16 protein-coding genes and 2 pseudogenes are annotated in these 17,789 nt (G+C 72.4%); 8 read left to right on the forward strand and 10 right to left on the reverse strand.

Going from position 1 to position 17,789, the window contains the following annotated elements:
* The first annotated feature begins 296 nt into the window (after window positions 1–296).
* Entirely contained in the window at window positions 297–1,211 is a 915-nt protein-coding gene (locus AC07CM_RS29055; RefSeq protein WP_478879407.1) for an SGNH/GDSL hydrolase family protein, read from the forward strand.
* Between the two features lie 61 nt (window positions 1,212–1,272).
* Here the strand turns inward: AC07CM_RS29055 and pgm are convergent, their stop codons facing one another.
* Complete coding sequence (pgm, locus tag AC07CM_RS29060; protein WP_478879408.1) at window positions 1,273–2,913, reverse strand: phosphoglucomutase (alpha-D-glucose-1,6-bisphosphate-dependent); 1,641 nt, start codon at window positions 2,911–2,913, stop codon at window positions 1,273–1,275.
* A 241-nt stretch (window positions 2,914–3,154) separates the two neighbouring features.
* Between pgm and AC07CM_RS29065 the strand changes: the two genes are divergently transcribed.
* Window positions 3,155–3,712: a DUF4328 domain-containing protein gene (locus AC07CM_RS29065; RefSeq protein ID WP_478879409.1), complete on the forward strand. Its 558-nt coding sequence runs from the start codon at window positions 3,155–3,157 to the stop codon at window positions 3,710–3,712.
* A 9-nt stretch (window positions 3,713–3,721) separates the two neighbouring features.
* Here the strand turns inward: AC07CM_RS29065 and AC07CM_RS29070 are convergent, their stop codons facing one another.
* Both AC07CM_RS29070 and AC07CM_RS29075 read right to left on the reverse strand, forming a co-directional pair.
* A complete protein-coding gene (locus AC07CM_RS29070; protein WP_478879410.1) occupies window positions 3,722–4,558 on the reverse strand; it encodes a chitosanase in 837 nt (278 codons plus the stop codon).
* A gap of 148 nt (window positions 4,559–4,706) precedes the next feature.
* Complete coding sequence (locus tag AC07CM_RS29075; RefSeq protein ID WP_478879411.1) at window positions 4,707–6,251, reverse strand: MFS transporter; 1,545 nt, start codon at window positions 6,249–6,251, stop codon at window positions 4,707–4,709.
* Between the two features lie 287 nt (window positions 6,252–6,538).
* On the opposite strand from AC07CM_RS29075, the gene mgrA reads away from it, so the two are divergent.
* From mgrA to AC07CM_RS29090, 3 genes are all read left to right on the forward strand, one after another.
* Entirely contained in the window at window positions 6,539–7,582 is a 1,044-nt protein-coding gene (gene mgrA, locus AC07CM_RS29080; protein ID WP_478879412.1) for an L-glyceraldehyde 3-phosphate reductase, read from the forward strand.
* Between the two features lie 103 nt (window positions 7,583–7,685).
* The gene (locus AC07CM_RS29085) at window positions 7,686–7,868 is read left to right on the forward strand and encodes a hypothetical protein (RefSeq protein ID WP_478879413.1); all 183 of its coding nucleotides are present in this window, start codon (window positions 7,686–7,688) and stop codon (window positions 7,866–7,868) included.
* Window positions 7,869–7,920: 52 nt separating this feature from the next.
* A complete protein-coding gene (locus AC07CM_RS29090) occupies window positions 7,921–8,541 on the forward strand; it encodes a DedA family protein (protein ID WP_478879414.1) in 621 nt (206 codons plus the stop codon).
* A 20-nt stretch (window positions 8,542–8,561) separates the two neighbouring features.
* On the opposite strand, the gene AC07CM_RS29095 is transcribed toward AC07CM_RS29090, so the two are convergent.
* The 5 genes and pseudogenes from AC07CM_RS29095 to AC07CM_RS29115 all read right to left on the reverse strand — a co-directional run bounded on the left by AC07CM_RS29095 (window position 8,562) and on the right by AC07CM_RS29115 (window position 10,750).
* Window positions 8,562–9,752 carry an ANTAR domain-containing protein gene (locus tag AC07CM_RS29095; protein ID WP_478879415.1) on the reverse strand — a complete coding sequence of 397 codons (1,191 nt, stop codon included), beginning with the start codon at window positions 9,750–9,752 and terminating at the stop codon, window positions 8,562–8,564.
* 217 nt (window positions 9,753–9,969) lie between these two features.
* Window positions 9,970–10,188 (reverse strand): annotated as a pseudogene (locus AC07CM_RS29100) (MFS transporter); the annotation flags it as partial.
* A 106-nt stretch (window positions 10,189–10,294) separates the two neighbouring features.
* The gene (locus AC07CM_RS29105) at window positions 10,295–10,450 is read right to left on the reverse strand and encodes a hypothetical protein (protein ID WP_478879553.1); all 156 of its coding nucleotides are present in this window, start codon (window positions 10,448–10,450) and stop codon (window positions 10,295–10,297) included.
* Between the two features lie 67 nt (window positions 10,451–10,517).
* Window positions 10,518–10,631: pseudogene (locus AC07CM_RS29110) on the reverse strand (MarR family transcriptional regulator); the annotation flags it as partial.
* Window positions 10,628–10,750 carry a hypothetical protein gene (locus tag AC07CM_RS29115; RefSeq protein ID WP_478879416.1) on the reverse strand — a complete coding sequence of 41 codons (123 nt, stop codon included), beginning with the start codon at window positions 10,748–10,750 and terminating at the stop codon, window positions 10,628–10,630. The gene AC07CM_RS29115 and the pseudogene AC07CM_RS29110, both read right to left, overlap by 4 nt.
* Window positions 10,751–10,882: 132 nt before the next feature.
* On the opposite strand from AC07CM_RS29115, the gene AC07CM_RS29120 reads away from it, so the two are divergent.
* The 3 genes from AC07CM_RS29120 to AC07CM_RS29130 all read left to right on the forward strand — a co-directional run bounded on the left by AC07CM_RS29120 (window position 10,883) and on the right by AC07CM_RS29130 (window position 11,975).
* Window positions 10,883–11,056 carry a CsbD family protein gene (locus AC07CM_RS29120; RefSeq protein WP_478879417.1) on the forward strand — a complete coding sequence of 58 codons (174 nt, stop codon included), beginning with the start codon at window positions 10,883–10,885 and terminating at the stop codon, window positions 11,054–11,056.
* A 120-nt stretch (window positions 11,057–11,176) separates the two neighbouring features.
* Window positions 11,177–11,614, forward strand: a complete 438-nt coding sequence (locus AC07CM_RS29125; protein WP_478879418.1) for an ATP-binding protein — start codon at window positions 11,177–11,179, stop codon at window positions 11,612–11,614.
* Between the two features lie 10 nt (window positions 11,615–11,624).
* Entirely contained in the window at window positions 11,625–11,975 is a 351-nt protein-coding gene (locus AC07CM_RS29130; protein WP_478879419.1) for an STAS domain-containing protein, read from the forward strand.
* Window position 11,976: 1 nt separating this feature from the next.
* Here the strand turns inward: AC07CM_RS29130 and AC07CM_RS29135 are convergent, their stop codons facing one another.
* Window positions 11,977–14,571: a SpoIIE family protein phosphatase gene (locus tag AC07CM_RS29135; protein ID WP_478879420.1), complete on the reverse strand. Its 2,595-nt coding sequence runs from the start codon at window positions 14,569–14,571 to the stop codon at window positions 11,977–11,979.
* On the reverse strand, window positions 14,531–17,789 hold a 3,259-nt coding region (locus AC07CM_RS29140), incomplete at its 5' end, for an ATP-binding protein (protein ID WP_478879421.1). The genes AC07CM_RS29135 and AC07CM_RS29140, both read right to left, overlap by 41 nt.

Here is a 17,789-nt window from a genome sequence, read left to right on the forward strand (position 1 = left end):
AGATGGGACTACAACTAATCACCAGTGCGGGGGGGAGCGGGGCCGGGCGGAGAGCGGGTTCCCGCTCCCCCCCCCCCCCCCGCCCGGCGACCAGGCGAGGAGGGCGCCCCCGCGGGCCGGTCCGCGTTCCCCTCCCCCGGGCTCGCCTGCCCCGTCAACCACCCCCACGGGCACGAATGTTCGTTCCCGCTTCTGGTCCGGGAGACCTACCGGACGGTATACAGGCCCAGTTGACCGCGCGGACCGCACCTCATTGCGGGCCGCGTGCGTTGTCCCGGCCTCAGGGGGAGGATTCCATGGCGAACGACACACGCGCGGCGGACGGGGCGAGAGCCCGGCGGCGGACCGCCGCACTGGGCGCGGCACTCGGGGGCTGCGCCCTCGTGGCCGCGTCCACGACGCCCGCCGCCGCGCACCCCACCGGTCCCCGCGACCTCACCTATGTCTCCCTCGGGGACTCCTACACCTCGGGCCCCGCCATCCCGCGCCAGGTGGACGCCGACTGCGCACGTTCCGACCGCAACTACCCCTCGCTGCTGGCCGCGCAGCGCCGGGCGACCGCGTTCAAGGACGTGAGCTGCGCCGGGGCCACGACCGAGGAGATGTGGAAGGCGCAGGGCACCAACGCACCCCAGCTCAACGCGCTGGGACGGGACACCGACCTGGTGACGGTGCAGATCGGCGGCAACGACGTCGGCTTCGGGTCGATCATCGGCACCTGCGCCCGCCTCGGCGCCCAGGACCAGACCGGCAACCCCTGCGAGCGCTTCTACGAGGCCTCGGGCTACGACCGGTTGGCGCTCACCATCGCGGAGACCGCGCCGAAGATCGACCGGGTGCTGCGGGCCGTGCACGCCCGCGCGCCGCACGCGCGGGTGCTCCTCGTCGGTTACCCGGACCTGCTCCCGGACGACGGCAGCGGCTGCTTCCCCTCGGTGCCGTTCGCGCAGCGGGACTTCCCGTATCTGCGCGACACCGAGAAGCGGCTGAACCTGATGCTGCGCCTGGTGGCCGCGTGGAACCGGGCCGAGTACGTCGACACCTACGGCCCCACGATCGGCCACGACATGTGCAAGGCGCCCGCGGACCGCTGGATCGAGCCGCTCCAGCCGGCCTCGCCCGCGGCCCCCGCCCATCCCAACGCCGTGGGCGAGGCGGCCATGGCACAGGCCGTGCTGGACCGGCTGGAGCGGGGACGCGGACGCGGCTGAGCAGCAGCGGCGACGGCCTCCGCGCACCGGGTGGCGGAGGCCGTCGTACGGCCGAACCGTGTCAGCCGCCGAGCGCGGCCAGGACCACGCCCTTGGCCTCCTCCTGCACCCGGGCGAGGTGGTCGGGGCCGAGGAACGACTCGGCGTAGACCTTGTAGACGTCCTCGGTGCCCGAAGGGCGGGCCGCGAACCAGGAGTTGGCGGTGGTGACCTTGATCCCACCGATGGCGGCGCCGTTGCCCGGCGCCTCGGTCAGGACCCCGGTGACCGGCTCTCCGGCGAGCGTGTCGGCGGTGACCTGGGCCGGGGACAGTTTCGCCAGCAGCGCCTTCTGCTCGCGGGAGGCGGGGGCGTCGATGCGGGCGTAGGCGGGTTCGCCGAAGCGGGCGGTGAGGTCGGCGTAGTGTTCCGACGGCGTCCGGTCCGTGACCGCCGTGATCTCGGAGGCGAGGAGGGCCAGGATGATGCCGTCCTTGTCGGTGGTCCACACCGAGCCGTCCCGCCGCAGGAAGGACGCGCCGGCCGACTCCTCGCCGCCGAAGCCGATGGTGCCGCCGGCCAGTCCGTCCACGAACCACTTGAACCCGACCGGCACCTCGACCAGCCGGCGGTCCAGGTCCGCGGCGACGCGGTCGATCATGGTGGAGGAGACCAGCGTCTTGCCGATGCCCGCGTCGGCGGCCCACTGCTCGCGGTGCCGGTAGAGGTAGGAGATGGCGACCGCGAGGTAGTGGTTGGGGTTCATCAGGCCGGCGTCGGGCGTGACGATGCCGTGCCGGTCGGCATCGGCGTCGTTGCCGGTGGCGATGCGGAAGCGGTCGCGCTGCTCGATGAGCGAGGCCATCGCGTACGGCGAGGAGCAGTCCATGCGGATCTTGCCGTCCCAGTCCAGCGTCATGAACCGCCAGGTGGGGTCGGTGTGCGGATTGACCACGGTCAGGTCGATGCCGTGCTCCTCGGCGATCCGGCCCCAGTAGGCGACGGACGCTCCGCCGAGCGGGTCGGCGCCGATGCGCACGCCGGCCGCGCGGATCGCGTCCAGGTCCAGGACGCTCGGCAGGTCGCCGACGTAGGTGCCCAGGAAGTCGTGGTGCCGGGTGGTGTCCGCGGCGAGCGCACGGGCGTACGTCACTCGCCGTACGTCCTTCAGGCCGCCCGCGATGATCTGGTTGGCCCGGTCCTGGATCCAGGTGGTCGCCGCGGAGGCCGCCGGGCCGCCGCTGGGCGGGTTGTACTTGAAGCCGCCGTCGGCGGGCGGGTTGTGCGAGGGGGTGACGACCACGCCGTCGGCGAGGCCCGAGGTGCGGCCCCGGTTGTGGGTGAGGATCGCGTGCGAGACCGCCGGGGTCGGGGTGTAGCCGTCCGCGCTGTCGATGAGCACGGTCACGCCGGCCGCGGCGAACACCTCCAGGGCGGTGGCCTTCGCGGGTTCGGACAGTGCGTGTGTGTCGGCGCCGAGGAACAGCGGGCCGTCGACGCCCTGGGCCGCGCGGTACTCGACGATGGCCTGGCTGGTGGCGGCGATGTGGTCCTCGTTGAAGGCGGTCGCCAGGGACGAACCCCGGTGCCCCGACGTGCCGAACGCCACCCGCTGCGCCGGGTCGGCCGGGTCGGGGCGCAGCGTGTAGTACGCCGTGACCAGCCGGGCCACGTCGACAAGATCCTCGGGACCGGCCGGCCGGCCGGCTCGCTCGTGCGGCATGAGTCCGCTCCTCCGCATCGGTGTGATCGATCGCTCGGACCCATCCTTCCTCGTCAGGGCCCCGGCATGCGAGTGCGCCACCGGTGCCGAGAGCGGACCTCGGCCGGTTGCCCCATGATCCGCTTCCCCGATGATCACCATCGCGCCACTCCGTGCGCGCGGCTCAGACAGGCAGGTCCCCACCGTGTCCGGACCCACCGTGAAGGCCCCTTGGCCACTTGCTCGTTGCGCCCAGGTGGCGGTGGCCGCGGCAGTCGTGGCGGACGCCTGCCGTTCGGTGACCCTGCGGGCGCACCTCCTCCATCCGCGGGACACGTCCCTGAGCGCCGCGGGACACGCCTCGAGGGTGTACGTGAACGTCATGATGGCCACCGTCGTGGTGTTCCTGGTGTGGTTCTCCCGGTGCCGGCGCAATGCCGGACTGCTCTCCCCCGGAACCGTCCGCGGCTCCGCCGCCTGGGCGGTGTTCGCCTGGCTGATCCCGGTCGTGAACCTGTGGGCGCCACGCCGACTGGTCCTGGACGTCCAGCGGGCGAGCGGGCCCGGTACGGCGGAGGGGCGGGACCGGGTGCTGGTCAACGCCTGGTGGACGGCCTGGGCCGGGCACGCGCTGGTCCTCGCCCTGGGCAACCTGGGCGGAGGGACCTCGCTCCCTCTCCTCCTCGGGTCCGAGGCCCTCGAACTGGCCGCGGGCACCCTGGCGATCGCCGTGATCCAGCGCGTCACGGCGCGGCAGGCCACCGCGCTGGAGGCGATACGCCCGGTCCCGGGCGCCATGGGCCTGCCGCACCTGTCCTAGGGCCTGTCGTCAGCCGATGTGGTAGCTGTCCCCGTACACCTTCCAGTCGAGCGGTGTGTCCAGGTCGAGGTTGCCCTTGCGCAGGAACACCCGCTGCTCGGTGTCGACCCTGCTGGTGTCGCTGTGGGCCTCCTCCTGCTTCATGGCCCACACCCGGGCGTCGAGGAAGGCGTTGAGGTACGTCGTCTCGTTGCCGCCCTGCGCCGGCGGCTTGGCGCTGCGCAGGGCCCGCTTGCGGATGTTGCGGAAGCTGGTGGGGTCGTCGCCGTCACCGTGCATGACGATGGCGTCGTAGTAGGTGAACTGGCCCAGGGCGCGCAGCCCGTCCGCCTTGCCCTGGGCGACCGCGGGGTTGAAGTAGACGCGGTCGCGTTCGTCGTTCTGGGCCTGCTGGAACGCGGAGTCCTGGGCCGCCTTGCGCCAGTCCTTGGGGTAGTTGGGGTCGAGGCCGTCGTGCGAGTCGCTGCCGTTGACCCGGCGCAGGGCGGGCAGGTACTTGGCCAGGACGTTGCCGGGCCTGCGGTCGGCGTAGAGCTGGACGAGGTCGAGCATGTCGCCGGTGCCGGAGCAGAATCCGATGATCCCGGCGGTGTAGCCGCGGCCGTCGCCGATGTCCTCGATGTACTTGTACTGGGCCTTCCAGTCGAGCGAGGAGTTCTCCGCGCTCGAGACCAGTTGCATGGCGATCTCCTTCTTCGCCGGGTCGTCGAGGCCGGGCGCGGCCGACGGTGCCGCCGCGACGCGCTGGGCGCCGACCAGGGCACCGGAGGCGACGGCGCCGAGCAGGGCGACGACGGTCCGGCGGGAGAGGTGGGCTGAGGCTGCCGACTCGCTGTCTGTGTGCACCACAGGGACTCCAAAGAGGGGTGGGGGGTGGGGAGTTGGTCCGTACCGCACTGGTAGGAAAGTTTCCTATCAAACCCCGGAGAGGGCGGTAACCCGTTCCGCGAGAAGTTCGTAGGATCGAACAGTGCGGCCCGGCCGCCCCGTCGCCTCACCCGTGAGGCGTCTTCGCCCGCTCCCGCGCGTAGGCGTACAGCTCCTTCGACGTGGTGATCAGCTCACGCCGTTCCGCCTGCGAACCGACCATCGGCCGGGAGCCGTTGAGCGGCACCTGGGCGCTCTCCGGCAGGAACTTCACGGTCAGCAGTCCGATGGCGCCTGCCAGCATCAGGTAGTAGGCCGGCATCAGGTCGTCACCGGTGGCGTCGACCAGCGCGGCGGTCACCAGCGGTGTGGTGCCGCCGAACGCGGCGACGGCGAAGTTGAAGCCGATCCCCATGGCCGCGTAGCGGACCGCCGTCGGGAACAGCGCGGGCAGCGTGGCCGCGCTGGGTGCGGCGAAGCAGGCCAGCAGGGTGGACAGCAGCAGCACCCCGAGGATCGGCGGCCAGGTGCCCTCCGCCTTGATCAGCAGGAACGCCGGAACGGCCAGCACGATCATCGCGGCCGCGGCGACCGCGTAGACCGGCCGCCGGCCGACCCGGTCGCTGAGCCGGCCCACGAAGGTGATCAGTACGACGATCCAGACCATGCCGGTCAGCACCAGGAGGTCCGCCGACCCGCTGGAGCGGTTCAGCGTCTCGGTCCGATAGGTCGGCAGATAGCCGGTGACCATGTAGTTGGTGACGTTGTAGAGCAGCACCAGGCCCATGCAGACCAGCAGCGCACGCCAGTGGTTGCCGACGATGTCCTTGAACTCGTTGCCCGCCGACTCCTGTGCCAGGCTCTTCTCGTGCTCGTCCAGCTGCTGCTGGAAGGCCGGGGACTCCTCCAGCTTGAGCCGCATGTACAGGCCGATCACCCCGAGCGGTCCGGCGATCAGGAACGGGATCCGCCAGCCCCAGGAGAGCATCTGACCGTCCGTCAGCAGCAGGTTCAGCGCGGTGACCAGGGCCGAGCCGAGGGCGTAGCCGACGAACGTGCCGAAGTCGAGCCAGCTGGAGAGGAACCCGCGCCTGCGGTCCGGCGAGTACTCGGCGACGAAGGTGGTGGCCCCGCCGTACTCGCCGCCGGTCGAGAACCCCTGGACCATGCGGGCCAGCAGAAGCAGCACGGGAGCGGCGATTCCGATCGTGCTGTAGCCGGGGATGACGCCGATGGCGAAGGTGCCCACGGCCATCAGGATCATGGTGGTGGCGAGCACCTTCTGCCGGCCGATCCGGTCGCCGAGCGGCCCGAAGACCAGCCCTCCGAGGGGTCGTACGACGAAGGCGGCGGCGAAGGTCGCGAAGGAGGAGATCACCTGGGCGGCCGGGGAGGCGCCCGGGAAGAACACCTTGCCGATGGTGGCGGCGAGGTAGCTGTAGACGCCGAAGTCGAACCACTCCATGCAGTTGCCGAGCGCGGAGGCGCCGACGGCCCGCTTCAGCAGGGGGCGCTCGACGACCTGGACGTCGTCCTTGCGGAAGGCCCCGTGGTTGCGGCGCAGTCTGCCGGTCAGATCCCTGCGGACCTGGCGCGGCAGCTCGGCCACCGCTTTCGGGGTCCCCGGCCTCCCGTCGGCCCGCCGTTCACCGACGGGCTTCGCCCCACTCACAGGCTCCTCCGTTCCCGCACCGCCGGCGCATGCGCTCACCGCCGGTTCGCGTACCCGTCCGTTTCGTCGGGTGTCCCTTCCGGCTGCCCCTCTCCGCACCCGCCACACCAGCGACGGGCACACTCGCCACACGGGCCTCTCGGACCCCGTGCGCCACCCGATTCAGAAACCGCGCCGCTCAATCCCATGAGGGGCAGCGGTTGGACTTACGAATCTTGGAGGCGCAGGGTGGACGGGTTCCGTCGCGCACGACGGGCACCCCTACGGCACCACCCGGAGACGACCCGATGAACCACGTCGCGAACCCCGCTCGCTACGACGGCACCATGCGCTACCGGCGCACCGGCCGCTCGGGACTGGACCTCCCGCTCCTGTCCCTGGGCTACTGGCACAACTTCGGCGACGACCGCTCCTTCGAGAACCAGCGCGAGATCGCCCTGCGCGCCTTCGACCTCGGCATCACCCACCACGACCTGGCCAACAACTACGGCCCCCCGTACGGCGCGGCCGAGATCAACTTCGGCCGGCTGATCGAGCGGGACCTCGCGCCGTACCGGGACGAGCTGGTGGTCTCCACGAAGGCCGGGTGGGACATGTGGCCCGGCCCCTACGGGCAGGGCGGCGGGTCCCGCAAGTACGTGCTGGCCTCGCTGGACCAGTCCCTGAGCCGCATGGGCCTGGACTACGTGGACATCTTCTACTCCCACCGGCTCGACGCGAGCACGCCGCTGGAGGAGACGATGGGCGCGCTCGACACCGCCGTCCGCCAGGGCAAGGCGCTGTACGTCGGCATCTCCTCCTACGACGCCGAGCGAACCCGGCAGGCGGCCGCGATCCTGCGCGAACTGGGCACCCCGCTGCTGATCCACCAGCCCTCGTACAGCATGCTCAACCGCTGGATCGAGACCGACGGCCTGCTGGACGCGGCCCAGGAGGAGGGCTTCGGCGTCATCGGGTTCACGGCGCTCGCGCAGGGCCTGCTGACCGGCCGCTACCTCGAGGGTCTGCCCGAGGACTCGCGGGCCGCGCAGGGCAAGTCCTTCGACCCGTCCTGGCTGACCGCGGACATGCGCGGGCGGCTGCGCTCCCTGAACGACATCGCCGCGCGGCGCGGACAGACCCTGGCCCAGATGGCGCTGGCCTGGGCCCTGCGGGACGAGCGTGTCACCTCCCTGGTCATCGGCGCCTCCCGCACCGAGCAGCTGGAGCAGAACGTGGCCGCGCTGGAGAACCTCGACTTCAGTGCCGAGGAACTGGCCGAGATCGACAAGTACGCCACCGACGGCGGCGTGGACCTGTGGCGGGACGCCCGCCTGGGGAATCTGGGGTAATGCCTGGCACCGAGTGACATGAAACCTGGACATAAAGGAAAAGTCAGACATAATGGAAGTCATCCGGACCGCGACCCCGCCCCTTCAAGGAGCCGCTCACCGCATGGCCTACGGAGCCCCCCTCAGCCCCTGTCTGCCGCCCCGTCCCGACCTGGGCCTCGCCCGCGACTGCGAGCACTGCCTCGGCTGGGGAACCGTCGTCACCCGCGACGGGGGACACGAACTGTGCCGCACCTGCCAGCCCGAGTCGGGCGACGAGGAGTACGGCACGGGATTTCTCCGCTAGTCCTCACCGCCGTACCCGGAGGCCGTGCGCGGCCGCGACGTACGGTGGGGGCATGGCCCCTCCGCTTCCGGGCCCGCTGGCTCACCTGGCACCGCTGCTCGGCCACTACGGCTACTGGGCCGTGGGGGCCGTCGTCCTCGTGGAGGACTTCGGGGTGCCGGCGCCCGGTGAGACCATCCTGATCGCGGCGGGCGTCCTCGCCGGTGCGGGGCGGCTGAACATCGTCGCCGTGGCGGCCGTCGCGTTCGTGGCGGCGGTGCTCGGGGACAACATCGGCTACCTCATCGGCCGCCGCGGCGGGCGGGCCGCCGTGCACCGCTGGGGACGGTACGTCTTCCTCACACCGAAGCGCTTCCAGGCCGCCGAGGACTTCTTCGGCCGGCACGGCGGCAAGATCGTCGGCGTGGCCCGGTTCGTCGAGGGGCTGCGCCAGGCCAACGGCATCGTCGCGGGCACGACGGGCATGGCCTGGCGCCGCTTCCTCGCCTTCAACGCCCTCGGCGCGGCCCTGTGGGTCGGTCTCTGGGCCACCCTGGCCTATCTGGTGGGCAACCACATCACGGCCGCCTACGACGAGATCACGCACTACCAGCTCTACGTCCTCGTGGCCGCCGGCGTGCTGATCGGCACCCTCGTCGTCCTTCGGCTCGCGCGGCGCCGGCGCGAACGCTGACCGCCCCGGGCGGCTCCGTGTCAGGTCTCCGCCGCGCCCTGGGCGTGCAGGTACTCGAGGGCGTCCAGCACCACCGTGCGCCGGTACCACGAACGCCACCCGGCCAGCTCGCAGGCCAGGGCGTCGAGCGCGCTCTCCTGTCCCGGGGCCAGCCAGGCGCCCGGATCCGCGCGGTGCACGGAGACCACGCCGTTGCAGTCACCGTCCGAGGTGATCATGGGGGTGCTGTGCAGGGCACGTATGCCCGCGGCGAGGGTGGCCCGGCCCACGGGATGGCCGACCAGCCCGGGTTCGGCGGCCACGTCGGGAACGGTCACGGGCTTCCGGTCCGCCTGCGCCCGGGCGCAGACCGCCGGCGGCCCGCAGACGAGGGCCAGGCAGTCGCGGTAGACGGTGTCCAGGCCGTGGTGGGCCTCCAGCACGAGCGCCTCGTCCTGGGTGTAGTCGGTCAGATGGATCTCCGCCGCGTCCGCGTCCGTCAGGGTCACCGCCGCGTACACGCCGGCCCGCAGGACCTGCCGGCGGTCGCGCGGGTCCACTCGGTCGGCGAGCGGAAGGCCGAGGACCGGCGGCGGGAGGTGCACGCGGCTGGGGAACCACTCCTGCGCCGACCAGGGCGCCGGGGCCGTCACCAGGGCGGCGGCCAGCACCCGCAGCGGCACGTTGTGGCGCTGGGAGCCCTCACGCAGCAGGGCGAAGGCCTCCGCCGGTCCGGGCAGGCCGTAGCGGGCTAGCAGGATGCCCTGGGCGATCCCGATGAGCCCGCTGGTGCGCGCCTTGGCCCGCAGGCCGAACACCTCGGTGCGCACGTCCTCCGGCAGGAATCGCACTCCCGGTCCGGGGTGCGGCACCGCGCCCGTGCCGCACAGGTCGGAGAGGGCGCCCTCGAGGGTGGGGTACAGACGGACGCCGGGCAGCTCGGCGGCCGCGAGCGCGGCGCGCACCTCGGGCCCGGCACCGGTGACCAGAACGGGCCCGGAGACCAGGTGCCGGGTGTGGTCGGCCAGGGTGTCCAGGGCCGCACCGCTCAGCCGGCGCACGCCGGAGACGTCCAGCACCAGGCGCAGGCCGCGCCGGTCGGCCCGGCCGAGCCGCAGGTCCAGTTCCCGGCCGAGCATCCCGGCGCCGCGTCCGTCCAGGGCGCCCGACAGGCGCAGTACCACCGCCCGGTCGGCCACCGGCTGCACCGTGAGCGAGGCGCCTGCCGTCATGGCGCCTCACCCGCGATCTCCGCACGCCTCCGCATGGCACACCCCGATCAGTCCGCAGGCCCGGCCGCTCCTGACCGCTTGGTTTCCCTTGCTCTTTCACCTTGTTCCCTGTCGTCACCAAATGGCAAGCAGACGCAGTGACCGGCTGACGCTCACGGCCCGTGCCCGCCGCGTCGAGCACGGATCGCGGAGGGCAGGGCGCTCCACACTCCGTCCCGCGACCGCGGCCGAACATGTCGCCGAGCCGGCCGAGGACGACGACCAGCACGGCCGAGACCAGCAGATAGCCCAGGATCATCCACAGCACGTAGCCGATGTTGCCCGCGGCGAGCGGGTCCGGGCCGATCCCGCGGAAGATCGCGGGCAGGGAGATGATCACGATGGAGGCGTCCATCGTGGCGATCAGGACGCCGAGCGTGGTGTTGGACAGGGCGATCCACTTGTCGCCGGGGCCCGGGGTGTGTCCCGGTGACGGGCCGAACGGGCGAGCAACCGGCCGCGCAGGCCTTCCGCGGGACCGCCCGGGAGCGGCGGCCGGCCGCTCACAGCCGTTCCGCCGGCCGGTCGAGCAGGGGCAGCGCGGCACGGAGTGCCGCGCGTTCCCCGGGGGTGAACTCGTCCAGCGCGTGGGCGAGCCGGCCGACGGACTCCGAGCGGCGTTCCTCCAGCACGGTCCGGCCCGTGTCGGTGATCGGCACGATGGCCCCGCCGGCCGTCCTCCGTGTCAGGAGCACGGCTGACCAGTCCGCGCTGTTCGAGCCCGGCGAGCTTGGTGGCCATGGCCTGGGGCCGCACACGCTCGAGCTCGGCGAGCGAGCCGGGCGAGTCCGGGCCGACGGCGGCCAGCCGGGCCAGTACGGAGACGCCCGAGAGGGTCACGTCCCCACGGCGTGGGCCTGGCGGAGTCGGCGCACGATCCGGCCCATGGCGAGCCGCGGCGCGGCGGCGAGCACCGCGGTGTCCTCGAACCCGCCCCGTTTCCCGCCGTCCGTGTCCACGGTTACTCATCGCAGGTTTATCAGTCTGAACTGTTCAACCACATGTTAGTAATCAGGGGCCGTTTGGACTGGCGTTCAGTGGCAAGCCGAATGTGGACCGCACACCGAACAGACGTGGGGATGTGAAACCCGATGGCTGCCAACAAGAAGGCGAAGGCCAAGGCGGAGCAGGCCAAGGGCAAGGTCAAGGAGGTCACGGGCCGCGCCGTCGGCAACGAGAGCATGGAGGCCGAGGGCCGCATGGAGGCCGCGCGCGGCGACGCCCGGCAGGCCAAGGAGAAGACGAAGGACGTCTTCAAGCACTGACCTTCGAGCACTGAATCGGACGACGTACCGGGGCAGGTCCGGGAACTCCACATGGATCGGATTCCCCGGGCCTGCCTCGACGTGTCACGAGGAAACGGGCAGCGAAGCATGGACCTCCACATGAGCACTCACGCGACGAGGCTGAGCCGCCCGGTGCCCCTGCGGCTCAGCCGTACCTGGGACGCCGGTGTGGCCTGCATCGCCGACGCGAGAGACGCCGTCGGTGCCCTGCTGTCGCAGCTCCGGCCCGCGCCGGCCCGGCGCGCGGTCCAGGACGCCCAGCTCGTCGTCAGCGAACTCGTCACCAACGCCGTCAAACACGCTCCCGGCCCGTGCGCGCTGCGGCTGGAGCTGTCCCCGGACGACACCGCACTGCGCATCAGCGTCACGGACACCTCCGCCGAACCGCCCCGGCAGCGCCCTCCCGATCCAGGGCGCGTCGGCGGCCACGGACTGCATCTGGTGAGCCTGCTCAGCAGCGGGCTCGAGGTCACCCCGCTGCCCCACGGCAAGCGCGTCACCGCCACCGTCGCCCTCACCGCGGCGCACGGTGTGTAAACCTGAGGGCGTGGCATCTCAGCTGAAACTCACCGCGGACGCCGACGCCCCCGTGCTGACCGTGCACATCGCGGGCGACCTCGACTACGACACCTGCGGGGACCTGGTCGACTTCGTCGCCGCCCGCCTCGACACCGCGCCCGACCTGCTCGACGTGCGCCTGAACTTCCGCGGGCTGACCCACATCGACTCCTCGGGACTGGCCGCGCTGCTCGCGGTCCGCCGCCGCACCGGCGCCGCCCGCGCCGCCCTCCACCTGGACGAACGGCCCGCCACGCTGGACCGGATGCTGGACCTCACCAACACCCTCGACCACCTCACCGCACCCGTGGACCCGGTTCCGGGCCCCGGCACCGCCTGACTCAGGCCACCCGGATCCCCACGATGCAGGTGTCGTCGTCGGTGTCCGACCTGCTGTAGGTGAGCAGCCGGTCCAGGTGCTGGTCCAGGCTGCCGGGCGCCGAGCGGGCCGTGACCAGCAGATGCGACAGGGACTCCTCCACGGAGCGGTCCCGGCGCTCGATCAGGCCGTCGGTGTACATCAACAGGGTGTCCCCGGCCGCCAGTTGCACCTCCGTCTCCTCGTAGCCGGCCTCCGGCACGGCGCCCAGCAGCAGACCCCTGAGCATGGGCAGCGCGGACGCCTCCGCATCCCGGACCAGGACCGGCGGGAGGTGGCCCGCCCGCGCCCAGCGCAGGGTGCGCCGCTCGCCGTCGTACAGGCCGCAGACGGCGGTGGCGGTGACGGCGCCGGTCAGATGGTGGGCGACGATGTTCAGCCAGGACAGCAGCTGCCCGGGCCCGGCGCCGGTCACGGCCAGCCCGCGCAGGGCGTTGCGCAGTACGACCATGCTGGTCGCCGCCTCGATGCCGTGCCCGGCGACGTCGCCCACGCACAGCAGCACCAGCCCGGAGGGCAGCGCGACGGCGTCGTACCAGTCGCCGCCGACCAGCTGCTCGGTCTCGGCGGGCCGGTAGCGCACCGCCACCTGCAGGTCCGGCACCCGCAGCGGTGCCTGCGTGGGCGGCATGATGGCGTGCTGGAGCTGCAGAGCCAGGCGGTTGCGCGCGTCGGCCTGCTGCTCGGTGTGGGCGAGCTGGTCGCGGGTGGCGGCGAGGGCGACCTCGGTCCAGTGCTGGGCCGAGATGTCCTGGTAGGCGCCGCGTACGACGAACAGCTGGCCGTCGGTGTCCAGCACCGGTTCGGCCACCACGCGTATGTGCCGGGTGACCCCGTCCGGCCGGAGCAGCCGGAACGCGGCGGACGCGGGCCTCCGGTGGTGCAGCAGGGTCCGCAGGAAGCGGCCGATGGGGACGGCGTCGTCGGGGTGGGCGTGCGCGGCCAGGTTCTCCAGCGGGACCGGCGCGCTGGTGGGCGGGCGGCCGTACAGGTCGAACAGCTGGCCGTTCCAGGTGATCTCGCCGGTCAACAGGTTCTCCTCGAACCCGCCGATGCGGCCGAGACGCTGGGCGTGCTGGAGCAGGCTGGCCAGGCGTGCCGTCTCGTCCTCGATGCGCCAGATCAGCAGCACCCCGGCGCCGTGCCGGCTGATGCTGATGTCGGCGACGGCCGCGAGCGGCACCTGGTCGACCAGCGCGGTGAGCCGCATGCGGTGGGCGCGGAACGGCTCGCCGGTGGCGTGCACCCGCTCCACCCGCTGGAACAGCTCGCTGGATCCCGCGGCCATGGGGTAGGCCTCCAGCAGCAGCGCGCCGTTGATCACGGCGCGCGGCCGGCCCGCCGGGTCGAGGAAGTGGCTGTTGACGTGCTGGATGCGGAAGTCGACGAGCCGCCCGGCGTCGTCGAGGTGCGGCACCAGCACCAGGGCCGGGTCGTGCAGCCCGTCCGCCAGGTCCATCAGCTCCGCCGCGTCCGGCAGCACCCGGGGCTCCTGCGCGGTGCCGGGCAGCAGCACATGAGCCTCCAGGGTGTGCGCGCACAGCTCCGCCAGCGCTTCCACCTGGCGGACCACCGGGGGCGGCTGCGGGCCCTCCGGCTTGGGCCAGGCGATCTCCAGGACGCCGTGGATCCGGCCGCCCGCGCCGGCGGGCACGGCCACCCGCGCACCGTCCGCGAATTCGTGCCGTCCGACGGTGGGCAGCCCGGACTCGGCGAGGGACGGCAGCCACAGCCCGTCGGGCTCGGTCAGACCGCGCCGGGCCACCGTGGCCACGTCCGGGGGGACGTAGCGCCAGCGGGCCGCCTCGGCCGGCGGGAACCCGGCGCTGCCCGCCAGGGTCAGCGAGCCGTCGGAGCCCGCGGCCCACACGGCGACGGCCACCGCTCCCAGCGGCCGCAGCGCGTGCTGGAGCAGCGAGTCGGCGACCGCCTGGGTGTCGTGGGCGGCGAGGACGCCGCTCTCGGCGGCGCGCAGCCGCACGGCGGCGGACTCCTCGACCGGTGCGGCCGGGGCCGAGGTGGCGGCCAGGAAGGCGCCGGCCACCTCCGACACCCGGTCCCGGGCCGCCTGGTTGATGACCTCGACCGCGAACTCCAGCGGGGTCACCCGGGCCTGATCGGCGAGCTCGGCGAGCTGCCGGGCAGCCTGCGCGGGGCCGCAGCCGAGGCGCTCGACCAGGATGCCCTTGGCCAGTTCGAGCAGGGCCCGGCCCTCCGCCTCCGCCTGCGCCGCGCGCACCTCCCGGCGCAGCCGCTCGACCGTCGCGGCCAGCCGGCCGACGGGCGAGGTGGCGGGCACCTTGGGCAGGTCCGACTCGGCAACCTCCGGCAGGCCGGACAGGTCGGGCAGGCCGGGCAGGGCGGTGCCGAGCGGTGTGCCGGGCGCCTCGAAGACGTCCGGCAGGCCGGGGCCGGCGGGACCCGCGGCGGGTGCCACGGGTTCGGGCGACGGGTCGTGGGCGTTCACGGTGTACGTGCTCCTCGGCCGGCGGACGGTGGGGCGGGCGGGAACGTCCTCATGCGGGCAGCCAGCGCCGGACGCAGGCGAGGAGGTCATGGGTGTCCACCGGTTTGGTCACGTAGTCGCTGGCACCGGAGGCGAGGCTCTTCTCCCGGTCGCCCTGCATCGCCTTGGCGGTCACGGCGATGACCGGCAGGTCCGTGTACTGCGGCATCCGGCGGATCTCGGCGGTCGCGGTGTAGCCGTCCATCTCGGGCATCATCACGTCCATCAGGATGAGTTCGACGTCCGGGTTGTTCACCAGCGTCTCGATGCCCTTGCGGCCGTTCTCCGCGTGCAGCACACGGAAGCCGTGCAGTTCCAGGATGCCGCTGAGCGCGAACAGGTTGCGGGCGTCGTCGTCGACGACGAGGACGGTACGGCCGCGGGTCCGCTCGTCGACCTGGTGGGGCTCCGCCGGCTGCGCCTCGTCGCCCCGGACCAGGGTGAGCACCTCGCCGGGCTCCTCGGCCGACAGGTGCAGGGCGATCCGCTCGCGCAGCTCGTCCAGGCTGTACAGGTGCTCGAGCGAGCCGCCCACGGTGTCCTGCGCGAGCTGCTCCGTGCGGTGGGAGCTGTGCACCAGGACGGGGACGCTCGCCAGGGCCGAGTCGCCCCGAAGTGCCAGCAGGAAGCGGGCCGACTCCCCTTCGGGAGCGCCGAGTTCGACGACGACGCAGTGGCAGGGCTCGGCGGCGAGGGCTCCGGCGGCCTCCTGTGCGCCGACCGCGTTGATGATGTCGACCCGGGCGCCGCCCGGTGCGGGCGCGAGGTCGCCGACGACGCTCTCGGCGACGAGGGTGAGCAGGCCGCGCGGGCGCTCCTCCACCACGAGCAGGCGACGCGGGCGCTGCCCGCCGGCGGCACCCGTCCGGGCCTCGGCCACGGGCTCCCGCTCGGCCGGCTCCTCGGCCCGGGACGGCTCAAGCTGCTGGGGCGTGCCCCGGCCGCCGCGCAGCAGTTCCTCGAAGTCCGCCCGGGCGACGGGCAGGAAGAGGGTGAACGTGCTGCCCTTGCCGGGGGTGCTGTCCACGGTGACGGCGCCGCCGAGGAGGTGGGCGATCTCCCGGGTGATGGACAGGCCGAGCCCGGTACCGCCGTACTTGCGGCTGGTGGTGCCGTCCGCCTGCTGGAAGGCGCCGAAGATGGTCTCCCGCTGCTGCTCGGGGATGCCGATGCCGGTGTCCTTCACCCGGAAGGCCACGATGGTGCCGCCGCGCAGCACGCCTTCGGGCACCTCCTGGTCGGGCGCCGGTTCGATCCGCAGTTCCACGCTGCCCTGCTCGGTGAACTTCACCGCGTTGGACAGCAGGTTGCGCAGGACCTGCCGCAGCCGGGAGTCGTCGGTCAGCAGGTCGGCGGGGGCGCCGGCCGCGGTGGTGACGGTGAACTCGAGGCTCTTCTGCGAGGTCATCGGCCGGAAGGTGGCCTCGACGTACTCGATGAGCTGCTTGAGCGGGACCCGCTCGGGCGCGATGTCCATCTTTCCGGCCTCGACCTTGGACAGGTCGAGGATGTCGTTGATGAGCTGGAGCAGGTCCGAGCCGGCCGAGTGGATGATGCCCGCGTACTCGACCTGCTTGGGGGTGAGGTTGCGGGAGGGGTTCTGGGCCAGCAGCTGGGCGAGGATGAGCAGGCTGTTGAGCGGGGTGCGCAGCTCGTGGCTCATGTTCGCGAGGAACTCGGACTTGTACCGGGAGGCCAGCGACAACTGCTGGGCGCGGGCCTCAAGTTCCTGCCGGGCCTGTTCGATCTGCAGGTTCTTCGCCTCGATGTCCCGGTTCTGCTCGGCCAGCAGCGAGGCCTTGTCCTCCAGTTCGGCGTTGGAGCGCTGCAGCTCCTCCTGGCGCGCCTGCAACTCGGCGGAGCGGGACTGCAGTTCGCTGGTCAGGCGCTGCGACTCCTCGAGCAGTTCGTCGGTACGGGCGTTGGCGACGATCGTGTTGACGTTGACGCCGATGGTGTCCACCAGCTGCTGCAGGAAGTCCCGCTGGATCTGGGTGAACCGGGTGACCGAGGCCAGTTCGATCACTCCGAGGACCTGTTCCTCGAAGAGGATGGGCAGCAGCAACAGTGCGGTGGGCTCGATCTGTCCGAGGCCGGAGGAGATGGTGACGTAGCCGGGCGGCAGTTCGTCCACGGCGATGGTGCGGCGGCTGCGCGCGGCCTGGCCGACCAGCGAGCGGCCGAAGGGGATGCGGACGGGGCGGGTGTCCTGCTCGGGCCGGCCGTAGGAGCCGACGAGCCGCAGTTCGGGTCCGGCCTCGCCGTCCTCGGCGAGGTGGAAGGCGCCGTACTGCGCGGAGACCTGCGGCACCAGCTCGTCCATGATGAGCTCGGCCACGACGGGCAGGTCGCGGTGGCCCTGCATGAGGCCGGAGATCCGGGCGAGGTTGGTCTTGAGCCAGTCCTGTTCCTGGTTGGCCCGGGTCGTCTCGCGCAGTGACCCCACCATGGAGTTGATGTTGTCCTTGAGGTCGGCGACCTCGCCGGAGGCGTCGACGGTGATGGAGCGGGTCAGGTCGCCCTCGGCGACGGCGCTGGCCACGTCGGCGATGGCGCGGACCTGCCGGGTGAGGTTGCCCGCGAGTTCGTTGACGTTCTCGGTGAGCCGCTTCCAGGTGCCGGAGACGCCCTCGACCTCGGCCTGGCCGCCGAGCCGGCCCTCGGTGCCGACCTCGCGGGCCACGCGGGTGACCTCGTCGGCGAACGCCGAGAGCTGGTCCACCATCGTGTTGATGGTCGTCTTCAGCTCCAGGATCTCACCGCGGGCGTCGACGTCGATCTTCTTCGACAGGTCGCCCCGGGCCACTGCGGTGGTCACCAGGGCGATGTTGCGCACCTGGCCGGTGAGGTTGTTGGCCATGGAGTTGACGTTGTCGGTGAGGTCCTTCCAGGTGCCGGCCACGTTGGGCACGTGGGCCTGGCCGCCGAGCCGGCCCTCGGTACCGACCTCGCGGGCCACCCGGGTCACCTCGTCCGCGAAGGCGGAGAGCGTGTCGACCATCGTGTTGATGACGTCGGCGAGCGCGGCGACCTCGCCCTCGGCCTCGACGGTGATCTTCTGGGACAGGTCGCCGCGGGCGACGGCGGTGGCGACCTGGGCGATGGAGCGGACCTGACCGGTGAGGTTGGAGGCCATCACGTTGACGTTGTCGGTGAGGTCCTTCCAGGTGCCGGAGACTCCGCGCACGGTGGCCTGGCCGCCGAGGTTCCCGGCGGTGCCGACCTCGCGGGCCACCCGGGTCACCTCGTCCGCGAAGGCCGACAGCTGG

The sequence above is a fragment of the Streptomyces sp. NPDC044061 genome (assembly GCF_056434305.1).